This is a genomic window from Cellvibrio japonicus Ueda107, assembly GCF_000019225.1.
Taxonomy (GTDB): domain Bacteria; phylum Pseudomonadota; class Gammaproteobacteria; order Pseudomonadales; family Cellvibrionaceae; genus Cellvibrio; species Cellvibrio japonicus.
Genome location: NC_010995.1, coordinates 3,230,754 through 3,245,111, shown reverse-complemented (window position 1 = coordinate 3,245,111; position 14,358 = coordinate 3,230,754). Strand labels below are relative to the sequence as shown.

Annotated in this window: 14 protein-coding genes; 6 read left to right on the top strand and 8 right to left on the bottom strand. The window is 53.1% G+C overall.

The genetic code is table 11. The features are described 5' to 3' along the window. Nucleotides 1-21: 21 nt before the first annotated feature. The gene (locus tag CJA_RS13335; RefSeq protein ID WP_041551534.1) at nucleotides 22-1,188 is read right to left on the bottom strand and encodes an AraC family transcriptional regulator; all 1,167 of its coding nucleotides are present in this window, start codon (nucleotides 1,186-1,188) and stop codon (nucleotides 22-24) included. Nucleotides 1,189-1,520: 332 nt separating this feature from the next. Between CJA_RS13335 and CJA_RS13330 the strand changes: the two genes are divergently transcribed. The 3 genes from CJA_RS13330 (at nucleotide 1,521) to CJA_RS13325 (ending at nucleotide 5,254) form a co-directional block, all read left to right on the top strand. Beyond that, nucleotides 1,521-3,272, top strand: coding sequence for a cellulase family glycosylhydrolase (locus CJA_RS13330; RefSeq protein WP_012488354.1), 1,752 nt, complete (start codon nucleotides 1,521-1,523; stop codon nucleotides 3,270-3,272). Between the two features lie 263 nt (nucleotides 3,273-3,535). Then, a complete protein-coding gene (locus CJA_RS19355; RefSeq protein ID WP_148208876.1) occupies nucleotides 3,536-3,727 on the top strand; it encodes a hypothetical protein in 192 nt (63 codons plus the stop codon). Between the two features lie 18 nt (nucleotides 3,728-3,745). Beyond that, nucleotides 3,746-5,254, top strand: a complete 1,509-nt coding sequence (locus tag CJA_RS13325; protein ID WP_012488353.1) for a family 16 glycosylhydrolase — start codon at nucleotides 3,746-3,748, stop codon at nucleotides 5,252-5,254. 71 nt (nucleotides 5,255-5,325) lie between these two features. Here CJA_RS13325 and CJA_RS13320 read toward each other — a convergent pair whose 3' ends face one another. The 4 genes from CJA_RS13320 to CJA_RS13305 form a co-directional block, all read right to left on the bottom strand. Next, entirely contained in the window at nucleotides 5,326-6,636 is a 1,311-nt protein-coding gene (locus CJA_RS13320) for a sodium ion-translocating decarboxylase subunit beta (RefSeq protein WP_012488352.1), read from the bottom strand. Nucleotides 6,637-6,646: 10 nt separating this feature from the next. Beyond that, entirely contained in the window at nucleotides 6,647-8,428 is a 1,782-nt protein-coding gene (gene oadA, locus CJA_RS13315; RefSeq protein WP_012488351.1) for a sodium-extruding oxaloacetate decarboxylase subunit alpha, read from the bottom strand. A 13-nt stretch (nucleotides 8,429-8,441) separates the two neighbouring features. Further along, entirely contained in the window at nucleotides 8,442-8,693 is a 252-nt protein-coding gene (locus CJA_RS13310) for an OadG family protein (protein ID WP_012488350.1), read from the bottom strand. A 320-nt stretch (nucleotides 8,694-9,013) separates the two neighbouring features. After that, nucleotides 9,014-9,565 carry a sugar O-acetyltransferase gene (locus CJA_RS13305; protein WP_012488349.1) on the bottom strand — a complete coding sequence of 184 codons (552 nt, stop codon included), beginning with the start codon at nucleotides 9,563-9,565 and terminating at the stop codon, nucleotides 9,014-9,016. Nucleotides 9,566-9,636: 71 nt separating this feature from the next. On the opposite strand from CJA_RS13305, the gene CJA_RS13300 reads away from it, so the two are divergent. Together CJA_RS13300 and CJA_RS13295 are read left to right on the top strand one after the other, a co-directional pair. Next, nucleotides 9,637-10,116, top strand: a complete 480-nt coding sequence (locus CJA_RS13300) for a DUF1456 family protein (protein ID WP_041551533.1) — start codon at nucleotides 9,637-9,639, stop codon at nucleotides 10,114-10,116. A 24-nt stretch (nucleotides 10,117-10,140) separates the two neighbouring features. Then, nucleotides 10,141-10,722: a DUF1415 domain-containing protein gene (locus CJA_RS13295; RefSeq protein ID WP_012488347.1), complete on the top strand. Its 582-nt coding sequence runs from the start codon at nucleotides 10,141-10,143 to the stop codon at nucleotides 10,720-10,722. Here CJA_RS13295 and CJA_RS13290 read toward each other — a convergent pair. Then, entirely contained in the window at nucleotides 10,708-11,709 is a 1,002-nt protein-coding gene (locus CJA_RS13290) for a Gfo/Idh/MocA family protein (RefSeq protein WP_012488346.1), read from the bottom strand. The two genes, CJA_RS13295 and CJA_RS13290, sit on opposite strands and share 15 nt — an antisense overlap. Before the next feature lie 3 nt (nucleotides 11,710-11,712). Continuing rightward, a complete protein-coding gene (locus CJA_RS13285) occupies nucleotides 11,713-12,543 on the bottom strand; it encodes a CvfB family protein (protein WP_012488345.1) in 831 nt (276 codons plus the stop codon). 79 nt (nucleotides 12,544-12,622) lie between these two features. On the opposite strand from CJA_RS13285, the gene CJA_RS13280 reads away from it, so the two are divergent. Further along, entirely contained in the window at nucleotides 12,623-13,708 is a 1,086-nt protein-coding gene (locus CJA_RS13280) for a site-2 protease family protein (RefSeq protein ID WP_012488344.1), read from the top strand. A 20-nt stretch (nucleotides 13,709-13,728) separates the two neighbouring features. On the opposite strand, the gene CJA_RS13275 is transcribed toward CJA_RS13280, so the two are convergent. After that, on the bottom strand, nucleotides 13,729-14,253 hold the full coding sequence (locus CJA_RS13275) for a hypothetical protein (RefSeq protein WP_238526771.1): 525 nt from the start codon (nucleotides 14,251-14,253) through the stop codon (nucleotides 13,729-13,731). Nucleotides 14,254-14,358: the final 105 nt, after the last annotated feature.

Sequence of the window (14,358 nt, the reverse complement as noted above, 5' to 3'; positions counted from 1 at the left end):
TGCCGCGGCTTTTTTTATTTTTTACGCGTGACGCAGCTGCGCCAGGCGGTATTCCGAGGGCGTCTGGCCCAGGTATTTTTTAAACAGGGTGTTGAATACCGATTTGCTGTTAAAGCCGGCATCCAGGTAGATATGGGTGATGGTTTTGCCTTTATGTTTTGGGTCGGCCAGCATGCGTTTGGCCTCCTCAATGCGGTAGCGATTCACAAACTCGTAGAAATTGCTGTCGAAATGGCGGCTGAAAATCAGCGACAGGTCGCGCGCCGGTATCTCCAGGGTTTCGGCCAGCATATCCAGGGTTAGATCCGGTTGCAGATAGGGTTTGTGCGCACGCATGGTCGTGTCGATATTGTCGATGAAATGGCGGTTGAATAAATTTTCCTCGGGAATTTGCCGGTGCGCCTCCCTCTGCGCAATGGCAATAAAGCCGGAAAAATAGCGGATGCTGGTAAATACCAGCGCCAACACCAGGACAAACACCACGTAGTAACCGGTCAAGCCGATAACTTCAAACCAATGTGGGTGGAATGGAACAAACAAATGGAGGATTTTGGCAAATGCCAAACCCGCCTCCATGATGGCGATAACCAGAAAGCCAATCACCAGGGATATCAGCCAGCGAATATCCACCCGCTCGATATTGGAGTGGGTAATCTTTAAACGATTGCGATATTGCCTGATCAATAACAGACAGGCTGCGCAGTAGCTGATGCGCGCCAATTTGCACAGTAAATCCATACTGAGATAGCCGGGGCTGTACATATAAATATCATCGTCGATCAGGATGATGCGTTCGGCGAGGCTGTGGTTGTAAAAGGTAAACGTCAAAAAAAGCGCAAAAACGGCCAGGGGAATCAGGTGCAGGCTATCGCGCCAACGAAGCTGGAAGTCCTGGTAGACCAGGGATTTGATATAAAAATACAGTAGGGCTGCATCGAGATAGTAACCAAAACCCATCCACATAAATAAGCGCGGATAATGATCGAGTGCAATCATTTTGAAATCTGCGCCCCAGAGTACCAGTTCGTGCATGGGAATAAAGACATGTGTCAGCAAGAAGGCAGCGAGAAAATAATTGCTGTTATTCGTACGCGGATTGGTTACCAGAATAAGGATTACGAAACAGGCGCATTGGATGGCAGTCATCATCAGCACCAGATCGTGGATATTGAATATGGTTTCGTTCATTAGCATCTATGGAGGTTATTGCCTTTATTGGTTTGCTGTTATGGTTATCTACCCCTCTGACAATGCTTAACACACTGGCAGAAATTGCAGGCAGTGTCCACGTGGGGGCTTGGATTTTTTTCCGGTAATTGAATCCTTTCAACATTACCAGCCATTGATTGGTTTCCCACTTAAAGGGACGGCCCAAACTGGGAAGACAACAGGGACGTTTTCGTTTTTATTCAAACGCCTGCCCGGGTGTCGGCTAGTAGGATAGCAATACCGGGTGAACCTAATACCCCGGTGTTTACTAACCATGACAGCGGATAATAACGAGTGAAGAGGACATAAATGTGATTTGTCTACGGCCTATCAATTGGTTGCTGTTTTTACTCATCGTCATTTCGGGTGTTGCACAGGCCCAGGGTTATCTGCGTGCGCAGGGGCAACACATCGTTAATGAGCGGGGGGAGAGGATTTTACTGCGCGGTGTTGGCCTGGGCGGCTGGATGTTGCAGGAGGGCTATATGCTGCGCCTCGGCAATCTCGGCCAGCAGCATGTGATTCGCGCAAAAATAGAGGCGCTGGTTGGCGCTGAGGCAACGGCGGCGTTTTACCAGGCCTGGCTGGCCAACCACACCACCAAGGCCGATATCGATGCCATGGCGCGCTGGGGATTTAATTCGGTGCGCCTGCCCATGCACTACAACCTTTACACCCTGCCTGTAGAGCAGGAGCCTGTCGCGGGGCAGGACACCTGGCTGGAGCAGGGCTTTGCCTTGACGGACCAATTAATTGCCTGGGCCAGGGCCAACAATCTGTATGTGATCCTGGATTTGCACGCAGCGCCGGGTGGACAGGGCAACGACCTGCCTATTTCAGACCGCAATCCCGACACCCCTTCGCTCTGGCAGAGCGAAGCCAACCGGCAAAAAACCATCGCGCTCTGGCGCAAATTGGCGCAGCGCTACGCCAATGAACCGGCCGTGGGCGGTTACGACATTATCAACGAACCCAATTGGGGTTTTGAAAATCCCGAGGACAAAAACGGCTGCAAGGAAACCCAAAACCAGCCGCTCAGGCAATTGCTGGTGGACATCACGCGCGCTATCCGCGAAGTGGATGACAAACACATGATTATTATCGAGGGCAATTGCTGGGGTAATAACTACGCCGGCATTCTCCCGCCCTGGGATAAGAACCTGGTGCTCAGTTTCCATAAATACTGGAATTACAATCAGCTCGCCGATATCCAGGGCCATCTCGATCTGCGCGAAAAATACAATATGCCGCTCTGGCTCGGGGAAGCGGGCGAAAATTCCAACCTCTGGTTTACCGATGCCATTCGCCTGGTGGAGTCCCAGGGCATCGGTTGGGCCTGGTGGCCGTTAAAGAAAATCGGTTTTAACAATCCGCTTGAAATACAACCCAATGCAGATTACTGGAAACTGGTGGATTACTGGCAGGGAAAAGCTGAACGACCGACACCGGCTGTGGCGAAAAAGGCACTGATGCAACTGGCAACCCATGACCTGCGCTATGAACATAATCGTATACACACTGACGTTGTCGATGCGATGTTGCGTCAACCCCATTCAGCGATGACCATCCCTTTCAAGGCGCATCGCATTACCAGGCGGGGTGGAAAAATTGCGGCGGTAGATTTTGATGTGGGACTGAGTGGGCATGCCTATTGGGATAAGGACTCTGCGAATTATCATGTGTCTACCGGCAGTGAGCGCATGCCCTGGAACCGCGGCAGGGTATACCGGAATGAGGGTGTCGATATTGCCCATGATGACAAGCGCAAGGCCTATTATGTGAATCACATAGAAGCCGGTGAGTGGTTGGAATATACGATTGAGGTTGACAAGGCCGCGCACTATACAATTTCTGCAAGCGTGCGTGCTGCTGTAGCGGAAAGTCGCCTGGGAGTGCGTGTCAACCAGGTGGAGCAGGTTGAACAAGCCCTGGCTGCCTCCGCGGATTGGTACAACCAGGTATTGGGCGTTGTCGAATTGCAGCAGGGCACCAATAAGGTTCGTGTGCAAACCTCGACCGGCGGCTTTGAATTATTATCATTGGGTATAGGGGCTGTTCGTTAACGCCTTATCCTGCCCGGTGCGGGCAGCGCTCGCGCCGGTGGACATTCCCAAGTTAAGTGCGGCGTAACCTGGCACTCATCCGGATTAATCCCTCCATTATTTTTCGCCAGAAAATCGTGCAGATAATGCTGTTACGCACCTGATAACAGAATTGTTACCTTAGGTCGCAAAAATTTCGCCTGGATCAACACTGTAAAAAATACCTGCGGTTCACTTTCGGTTGTGTGTTACCGACAAAAGTGGCACCACCCATGGCAATAAGTATGAATATTGGTAAACGGCGTAAAGTCGAACGTTTTATTGCCGGAAATCCGGATTCTATCGGATTGAATTTGTGTTTTTGCTCGATTAGCGTGGATCGGATGCTGGCAAAAAAAGAGCCTTTGCCAGTGGGGAAAATACGGATAACACAGGGAAAACAGGCGGGTTTGCAACCTCATTATTTTCACAACTGATCACGAGTGATAACAACCATGAATAAAATTACGCAGTTAATTCGCTGCGGCTGCTTCACCCTGGCGGGGTTTGGTCTTTCGCTGGGTGCCAGTGCCGTGGTTTTCCAGGCTGAAAATTACAATGCGTTTTATGACACCACGCCGGGTAACACCGGGGGTGTCTATCGCGGTGATGATGTAGACATTGAAGCCACCAGTGATACCGGCGGGGGCTATAACGTAGGTTGGATTGAGGCTAATGAATGGTTGGCCTACAACAATCTCACCATTCCCTCCAGCGGCAGCTATACCGTCCGCATGCGCGTTGCATCACCCAATGGTGCAACAGCGTCAGTCGATTTGAATGCAGGCGGCATTGTATTGGGCGATTTCCCCATCCCGGCCACTGGCGGCTGGCAAAATTGGACCACGGTGACACGCAACGTCAATATCAATGCGGGTACCTACAACCTGGGGGTATTTGCCCGTACCAATGGCTGGAATTTCAACTGGATTGAAATCGTGCCCAATGGTGCTTCTGCCAAGGTCACGGTGTTCCAGCATTGCAATTACGGCGGCTGGTCTGTGGGGCTGGATGTTGGTTCCTACAACCTGGCTGCGCTCCAGTCGCGCGGGTTTATCGATAACGATGCCTCCTCGTTGCGCGTTGCTGCCGGTTATGAGGCGGTGTTGTACCAGGGTAATAATTTCACCGGTACGTCGCGCGTGGTAACCGCCGATGATGATTGCCTGGTCAATGAAGGGTTTAACGATAACGTGACCTCGGTCATTGTGCGCGCGGCGTCTTCCAATCGTCCGCTGGTCTGGGCCGATGAGTTTAACAACATCAACACGGCTAACTGGACTTTTGAAACCGGCGGTGGCGGCTGGGGTAATAACGAACTGCAGTATTACACCGGCGGGCAGAATGCCTCTATCCAATACGATGCCCAGGCGGGCAGTAATGTCCTGGTGCTCGAAGCGCGGCGCGACAACCCCGGCAATTACCAGTGCTGGTATGGGCGCTGTAATTACACCTCAACACGTATGATTACGCGCGATAAGAAAACCTTCCAATACGGGCGTATTGAGGCGCGCCTGAAGTTGCCGCAAACACAGGGGATTTGGCCAGCGTTCTGGATGTTGGGTAACGACCTTGGCCAGGTAGGCTGGCCCAACTCCGGTGAAATAGACATCATGGAGCATGTCGGTTTTGAGCCCACTATTACCCATGGCGCTATCCATGGTCCCAGTTATTCGGGCAACACTCCTTTCATGGGTACTTATCAAATGGGCCAGTATGTGGACGCCGACTACCATGTGTATGCGGTGGAGTGGAATACGAATGAAATCGTCTGGTATGTCGATAACAACCGCTTCTACAGTGTCAGCCGCAGCCAGGTGCAAAACTATGGCAATTGGGCATTCGACAAACCTTTCTTCCTGTTGCTGAATGTGGCGGTGGGGGGCAATTGGCCCGGTAGCCCGGATGCCGGTAGCGTATTCCCGCAGCGTATGTACGTGGATTATGTGAGGGTTTATCAGTAACTCCCTGGACAACATAATAAGGGCGGTCAGAGACCGCCCTTATTAGTTAGAGGCACTGCTGCCAGGAAGGATCAGCCTGCCGGCAATGAGCTGACGATGCTGATCATCACCCCGGCGGCAACTGCCGAACCAATCACCCCGGCGACATTGGGCCCCATGGCGTGCATCAGCAGGTAGTTCTGCGGGTTAGCTTGCAGGCCGAGTTTGTTGGAAACCCTTGCGGCCATAGGTACGGCAGAAACCCCGGCCGAGCCAATCAGCGGATTCACCTTGTGCTTGCTGAACAGGTTCATGATCTTGGCCATAATGACCCCCGCCGCTGTACCCAAACCGAAAGCCATAATCCCCAATGCCAGGATGCCCAGGGTTTTGGGGTCGAGGAATTTATCGGCTGCCAGCTTGGAGCCTACCGCCAGGCCGAGGAACAGGGTGGTAATGTTAATCAGCGCGTTTTGGGCGGTATCGGACAGGCGATCCACCACACCGCATTCGCGCATCAAATTACCCAGGCAGAAAGCGCCCAGCAGCGGCGCCGCATCCGGCAGCAGCAAACCAACCAGCACCAGCATAATCACCGGAAAGGCAATCTTTTCCCGCTTGCCGACTACCCGCAATTGGGTCATCACAATCTCGCGCTCGGCCTTGGTGGTCAGCAGGCGCATGATGGGCGGCTGGATGAGTGGCACCAGCGCCATATAGCTGTAGGCGGCAACAGCGATGGCTCCCAGCAGATCGGGCGCCAGTTTGCTGGCGACATAAATGGCCGTAGGGCCATCGGCGCCGCCGATAATGCCGATAGCGGCGGCATCGGCAATGGAGAAGTCCAGGCCAAAATACCCCAGGGCAATGGCTCCCAATACAGTGGCGAAAATACCAAACTGGGCTGCGGCGCCGAGCAGCAGGGTCTTGGGGTTGGCCAGCAGCGGGCCGAAGTCAGTCATGGCCCCAACGCCGATAAAGATCACCAGCGGCGCTATACCACTGGCAATGGCCACGGTGTAGAAGGTGTAGAGCATACCGTTGCCATAACCGGCGTTTTGCACCATATGCAGGGCGGTTTGGTAAATCACCGGATCGGCACTGAGCGCTTTGTAGATCTGTCCATCGGGTGTATCGGCTGCCAGTCCCACCAACTGTGCCAGGGCGGCGCCAATTTCCGGTGTGCCATTGTGCAGTGCCTGTTCGATCGCCGAAAACGCCATACCAGCCGCTGGCAGGTTGGCGAGCAGGCCGCCAAAACCTATGGGTACCAGCAATAGCGGTTCGAAACCTTTGCGAATGGCCAGGAATAACAACACCAGGCAGATACCGATCATGATCAGTTGCCCGGATTGCATGTTGTAAATACCGGTAGAAGTCCAGAGTTTTAACAGGGATTCCATGGACAGCTCCTTAGGCCAGTGTCAGCAGCTGCTGGCTAACAGTGACCGCATCGCCGGTTTTGACATCGACACTGCGAACGACACCGGCAGCAGGAGCGCTAACCTGGGTTTCCATTTTCATGGCCTCCAGTAACAACAGCGGCTCACCTTCAGCAACGACATCGCCCTCTTTGACGAACACCTTGACGATGTTGCCTGCCAGGGGCGCGTTAATCGGTGTACTCGCGCCACCACTGGCCTTGTGAGTACTGGCATGGCTGCCGCTTATAGGCACTATCCCGGTCAGGTCGCCGCCATTGCTGACGGTGACGGTGTATTGGCGGCCCTCTAGTTCAACGGTGTAAACCTCATCGCCGCTGTCGTTGGTTGGCACCCCGGTTTCGCGACCCGTTGGCACGGGTTCGAACGCTGCCGGGTTATCCCGGTTGGCGAGGAATTTCAAACCGACTTGCGGGAACAGGGCATAGGTGAGCACATCGTCAATTTGCTGATCGCCATTGTGCAGCCTGATCTTGCGCTCGGTGGCCTCTTTTTCCAGCGTCAGCGTCAATTGCTCCAGTTCGGGGGCCAGGTTATCGGCGGGGCGGCAGGTGACAGGCAGTTCGCCATCTTCCAGGACGCGCGCTTGCAATTCAGGGTTGACCGGGGCGGGGGTTGAACCATACTCGCCGCGCAGTACCCCGGCGGTCTCCCTGGAAATGGTTTTATAGCGCGCGCCGCTCAGCACATTGATCACCGATTGGGTGCCTACGATTTGCGAGGTGGGGGTGACCAGGGGGATAAAGCCGAGGTCTTCACGCACGCGGGGAATTTCGGCCAGCACATCATCAAAACGGTCCAGCGCGTTTTGCTCGCGCAACTGGCTCTCCATATTGGTGAGCATGCCGCCGGGCACCTGGGCGATCAGGATGCGCGCATCCACACCCTTGAGGGAACCTTCGAACTTTGCGTACTTCTTGCGCACTTCGCGGAAATAGGCGGCGATTTCTTCCAGCAGGATCAGGTCCAGCCCCGTGGCGCGATTGGTGCCCTCCAGGGTGGCTACCAGGGTTTCGGTAGGGCTATGGCCATAGGTCATGGACATGGAGGAAATAGCGGTATCCACATTATCGATACCGGCTTCGACACACTTGAGGATGGTGGCGTGGGCCAGGCCGGTAGTGGCATGGCATTGCATATGGATGGGGATATCGCACTCTTCCTTCAGGCGTTTTACCAGTTTGTAGCCATCATAGGGTTTGAGCAGGCCGGCCATGTCTTTAATACAAATGGAGTCTGCGCCCATATCTTCAATTTGCTTGGCCTGGGCGATCCAGCCATCCAGGGTGTGAACCTGGCTGGTGGTGTAGGAGAGCGTGCCCTGGGCGTGTTTGCCCACGCGTTTTACCGCTTTCATGGCGGTTTCGATATTGCGCATATCATTCATGGCATCGAACACGCGAAACACATCCACACCATTAGCCGCTGCCCGCTCTACAAAGGTTTCCACCACATCATCGGCATAGTGGCGATAGCCCAGCAGGTTCTGGCCGCGCAACAGCATCTGCTGTGGGGTGTTGGGCATGGCTTTTTTCAGTTCGCGAATACGATCCCAGGGGTCTTCGCCCAAATAGCGGATACACGCATCAAAGGTGGCGCCGCCCCAGGTTTCCAGCGACCAGAAGCCGACACGGTCGAGCTTTTCGGCAATAGGCAGCATATCGTCGATACGCAGGCGGGTGGCAAACAGGGATTGGTGCGCATCGCGCAGTACGACATCGGTGATGCCCAGAGGGTTATTGGAATTTATCATGACGATCTCCTGGTCAGCCTTGCAGCTTGTCGCGGTGTTGGCGGATAGCTGCCTTGATAACAGCCAGTGTGGTTTCATCGACGGGATGTTGCGCTATGTTGGGTTTTGGATGGGGCGCAACTTGCGGCTCAGGCTCCGGAAAATAGGTGGCGATGATCCATGACATCAGGTTCACGGCATACACCAGCAAAATCAAAAACACGAAAACCGTGCCCATTCCGTAAACCAGTAATTCGAGCCCCTGCTCGAGCAATAAGTCCTGCATGATGACCTCTCTGTATCAAAAAATCCCGCACAGCATTACCGCCAGGAGACTCCGGCCTGTTGTTCGAATCGTTTACTGCATGTGCTATTGCCTATGCATGTGCCCTGTGGCTAATACATAGGCGTGGAAAGGTTGTTTCCCGCCGATGATAGAAACACTGTTGGCAAGGTGTAGCCTGAAAAGCCCCCACTAAGGTTATGGTTGTCTGGCGACTGTTGAATACCCTGAGGGGTGTTCAAGGAGGCGTGGCGATGAACCTTAAAAAAATACCGGCCCGTGGGCAAGCAAAAATACAGGGAATTGCAGCAACCTGATGAAAATTAGTTGTTTTTTTGTGCTTTGTGTATGTTTTTTATTACCTTGCAGGGGTTGCCTGCCGCCACGACGCCGGCGGGAATATCGCGGTTGACCAGGCTTCCTGCGCCTATCACTGAGCCCGCCCCTATAGTGACGCCGGCCAGAATAATGGCTCCCCCACCAATCCAGCAATCATCCCCAATCGTGATGTTTGCACAAAATTCCTTTCCCGTAGCGCGCTCGGCAGGATCGAGTGGATGGGTGGTGGCATAAAGTTGTACGTTGGGTCCAAACATAACCCTGTCACCTATACGCACGTCGGCCACATCCAGGATGACACAGTTGTGGTTTGCGTAAAAATTATCCCCCAGGTAAATGTTGCTGCCGTAATCGCAGAAAAAGTGGGGCTCGATATAGGCCCGGCTAACCTGTGCAAACAACGCCTGGTAAATAGGTTTGCGCGCTTTGTGCTGGTCGGCCCTTAGGGCATTTAGCTGTTGGCACAACTCTTTGGCGCGTTTGCGCCCTGCAACCAGTTCGGGTTGGAAGGGGTCCACTTCGGTAAACGGGTGCATAAGCAGGCTCCATGATTATTTCGGTCATCTGATAGAATGCGCGCACTTTCTCGCACTCTATTGTGGTTGGTATGAATACGAACGCCATTTTACGCAAACTTACACAATCCCTCGCTATCAGCCGACCCGAACTCCAGGTCTGGTTTGCGGCGATCGACGTAGAGCTGGAACCTGCTGAGGTGGATGCTTTGCTGGTGCCCGAGTCCTCACCGGCATCTGTAGACTTACCGCAATACCTGTTGCTCCAGTTGCTTAACCAATGGATTGTGCAGCAGCGTGGACAAAAGCCGGAAGCCAGCGTGGAAGTTGTGAATAAACAGACGAAGTTAAGCAATAACGATGTGCTTAAAAAATTACGTATTGCCTATCAACTCCATGAGCAGGATGTGCGCGACCTGTTGCGCCTGGTTACTATCGAATTGACCAAATCGGATTTGTCAGCACTGTTCCGCAAGGCAGGGCATCCGCAATACAAAGCTTGTGACGACGAACTGGTGTTGGATTTTATCGAAGGCCTGGGCTTATGGCTGGCCCGTCCGATCAGCACATGATTAACCTGTCTGGCGCAGAGCCCTATGTCTTCCCCACCATCGCAAAACGCTCTATCCGATAGCAGCCTGGTTGCCGAGGTCACACGCTGGTTAAACCAGGTGGTCATTGGTTTGAACCTGTGCCCTTTTGCAGCAAAGCCGACACAGGAGCAGCGGGTGCGTTTTGTGATTGGTCGTGCACAGGATGATGAGCAGCTGCTGGATGTATTGCGCGCTGAAATGGCGTTGCTTGATAGCGAGCCGGCAGATGTGATTGAAACCACCCTGGTGATAGTGCCCGCGTATTTGCAGGATTTTTTTGATTACAACCAATTTCTCGGCTGGGCCAATCGCCTGGTTAAGCGAGAGGGCTGGAGTGGAGTTTACCAACTGGCCAGCTTTCACCCGGATTATTGCTTTGCCGGGGCAGCACCGGAAGATGATACAAATCTTACCAATCGTTCGCCCTATCCCATCATCCATATCATTCGCGAAGCCAGCCTTGAAAAAGCCCTGGCGTATTTTCCGGATATAGACCAGGTACCCGAGCGCAACCAGCGCTGTGTTGCTGCACTGAGCGAGCAACAAAAGCGCGCATTATTTCCCTATTTATTAGCCAGGGATTAATGGATGCGGCAAGCCCTGGCTAAAACAATCGATTAAAGCCATCACCGCCTTGGCTTGCGCCATACTGCACGGATTGTCGCGCTCACCACGAAAGTAGGCATTTACCTGCTCGATCATCGGCTGTTGGATATGGGGCGGATTGGGGATGGTAAATTCCTGTTCGCCCTCACTGTTGTACAGGCGAATAACCTGCTGGCCAAAAAAGTTGATTGTTATTCTGCCGCTACTGCCTATGACTTCGCACAGGTCACGGGTTTGTCCTGGCGCTACTGCAAAATGCCAGCGCCCCTGCAATACCACGCCGGATTGCAATTGGGCCCAACCGTGTACGCAATCGTCGGCCGGATTAAGCCGGCGCTGATTGATGGCAAAACCTTGTGCCGAAATAACCGGGCCAAACCAATGCAGCATAAGGTCTAGCTGGTGCGGCGATAAATCATGGAACAACCCGCCACCGGAAAGGGCGGGATTAACCCGCCAGTTATCATCTGTGGTGGTAATAATGCTTGATGCGGCGGGTTGCAGCATATCCAGTTGCACCAGTAGCGGTGTCCCTATGGCGCCACGGCGAATCAATTCAATAACGTGATTAAAACAGGGCACATAACGGCGGTAATGGGCGGCACAAACACGTTTTCCACTGTGTTGTTCCGCTGCGATAATGGCATCGCATTCCGCGGCGTTGAGTGTCACCGGTTTTTCGATATAGACATGCTTGCCGGCACGCAAGGCCGCGATGGCGTAATCCTTATGTTGTGCCGGTGGTGTCGCAATATAAATAGCATCGATATCCGGGTGATCGAGCAGGACCTGCGCCTTATCAGACCAGAGTGGAACCCCATGGCGCAGGGCATAGTCTTGCGCTTTGGCAGGATCGCGGCGCATGACTGCCAGCAATTGCGAAGCCGGTGCCTTGTAAAAAGCCGGGCCACTTTTCACTTCGCAGACATCGCCGACCCCGATAATTCCCCAGCGAATTGTTTTCATAGGTTACACCAGTGTGATCTTGTCTTTTTCAATCAGGATTTTGCGCTGCTTGTAGAGCAGGCTCAGGGCATTTTTGTAATTGCCTTTACTGACCTGGAATGCTTTGTAGATGTCATCCGGTTCACTTTTGTCGGTAAGGTAAGAAGTCCCGCCCCGGCGCTGCAAGTCCGCCAGGATTTTTTCCGCCAGGGAGTCCTTGGCATCTTTACCGCGCGCCTGCAAACTCAAATCAATTTTGCGATCTGCCCGGATGCTTTTGATATAGCCGGTCAGCTGTTCGCCATAGGTGAGCGTGCGCAGGGCTTCATCGCGGAAAACCAGCCCGAGGTGTGTGTGATTGACAACGGCCTTGTAGCCCATGTCACTGCGCCCGCAAATCAACAGGTTGACAGCCTGGCCGGGTTTGAAACCGCTGGCGCGTTCCTCCAGGTGACGACTCAGTTTTGAGGAGGCGGTAATGCGACCGGTGTGGGCGTCGAGATAGACATAGACCACATAGCGATGGCCGGCCTCCATGGGTTTGTGTTGCTCGCCATAAGGTACCAACAGGTCTTTGGGTAAACCCCAATCAAGAAAGGCGCCAATACTATTGACTTCTTTTACGTCCAGCAGAGCGCATTCACCCACCATGACTTTGGGGGTCAGTGTGGTAGCAATCAGGCAGTCATCAGAATCGTAATAAAGGAATACATCCAGGCTATCGCCGATAAGCATCGTTTCCGTGACATAGCGCTTGGGCAATAAAATGTTGCCAAACTTGCCTCCATCCAGAAAAATGCCGAAATCGGTTTTTTTGATGATGGTTAAGCGGTTTTGTTGGCCAATTCGTAACATAGGTTGAAACCTGTCTGCGTCTTTGTGCCGACAGTGTATTGATTGGCTGGCCCTTAGGCCAGCAGACGCGAGGATATTTATGCCGGGTTTTTCATTTGATTATGCGGGCCATCGCTTTGAGGTTATTGCCAAACCCTGGTCGGGTGACGAACAGGTTTTGGTCAATGGTGAAACGGTGTCGCAGGTGCGCCAGTTCGGGCCAGAGAGTGAGCATCAATTGTCCCTGCCAGCATTGGGTGAGTTGCGCTTGCGTATTGCGCTGGATATTCGTCATCAGACAGCCAGGTATGAGTTGTGGCGCCAGGGAGAAAGGCTGGGCGGTGAAGTGTTGCCCTTGATGATGGGATCGGCTGAAAACCCCATCGGCGGAGGTGAGGCGGTTGTGTCAACACAGCCCGCCGTGCGCCAAACTTCCTGGCTGTCTTTGGGACTGGTGGCATTCAAGCTGATCAAAGCCGTCAATGTATTCAAGGTGGCCCTGATGGCATCCTCTGTTGCCGTTTACAGCCTGATGTTTACCCTGGAGTTTGCGCTGGCGCTAATTGCCGTCCTGGTATTTCACGAATATGGCCATTTGCGCGCAATGAAAAAATTCGGTATTCCCACCAAGGGTATGTACCTGATTCCCTTTGTGGGCGGCCTCGCGGTGGGCGACCATCCTAAAACCCGCTGGCAGGATGTGTATATCTCCATGATGGGGCCGGTGTTTGGTTTGGTAATGACCCTGGTGTTTTACCTGGTGTATCGGGTAACGGACAGTCATTTTGCCGGCCTGGTGGCGTCGACCAGTGCACTGATCAATTTGTTTAACCTGATTCCCGTTCATCCGCTCGATGGTGGGCGCGTGGTGAAATCCCTGGTGTTTTCCGGGCGCAATTATCTAGCCTTGATCGCCTTGCTGGGCATTTCTGCGCTGTGTTTTGTTGTGTCCTGGAAGATGGGTTTTTATTTCATTGTCTTTTTTATTGTGCTGGGGGTGATCGATATCATTACCGGTTGGCGTGTTGGCCTGGCCGAAGATATTACGCCGTTAAGCACTTACGGTATCTGGTTTTGCGTACTCTGGTACCTGGTGGTAGTGGCACTATTCCTCGGCATGATTGTGCTGATTGCACAAGACGGTTTACCCGGCTCTGAAATTGCGCTGAAAGTACTTTCGTCCTGATTTTTGTATTCAGTCTGGTTTTAGAGAAAGGGATTGTCGGGGTCTTGCGGGTAGTAGCGATCGGCGGTGATAACATCTTTACTGATGCGATGGGCCAGCAGGTCGTCCACATCCTGGTTAATGCGATTGATCAGGGGCAAGGCCTCATCGCGATCCAGTGACTCCAGTAGGGCATTACCCCACACCGACACATGACGCAAATAAATAGTGCGCGTGTTGGATTTCTTGGCCCACTCTCCGGAAACCAGGCGACCAATACGCTCCACTTTATACTTTACTTCCTTAGCCTGGGATGGGTCATCGACCTGCGTCAGTAATTCATCAGTCATTTTTACCCAGCCGCGTTTGTATAACTCCCAGCCCTGGTAAAAGCGCAGAATCCAGGTCAAATATTCCTGTTCACTTTGAATAGCTCTGTTGGCCTCATCGGCTTCGTAGGTTTTTACGAAGTACGCGCGCGGCGGCATATTGCTTGGCCAGTTGTCATCACTGAACTGGCGATGTGCGCAACCACTGAGCAGGAGAAGGGTAAGTGCAGTGAGCACTGTGAGTATCGGTAAGCGGAGTCTTGCATTCATAACTGACGAAAAAGGGTTGCGGTTCATACAATAACATCAGTTTGCCTGGGGCTTGTTTCAGCTTGATAACAA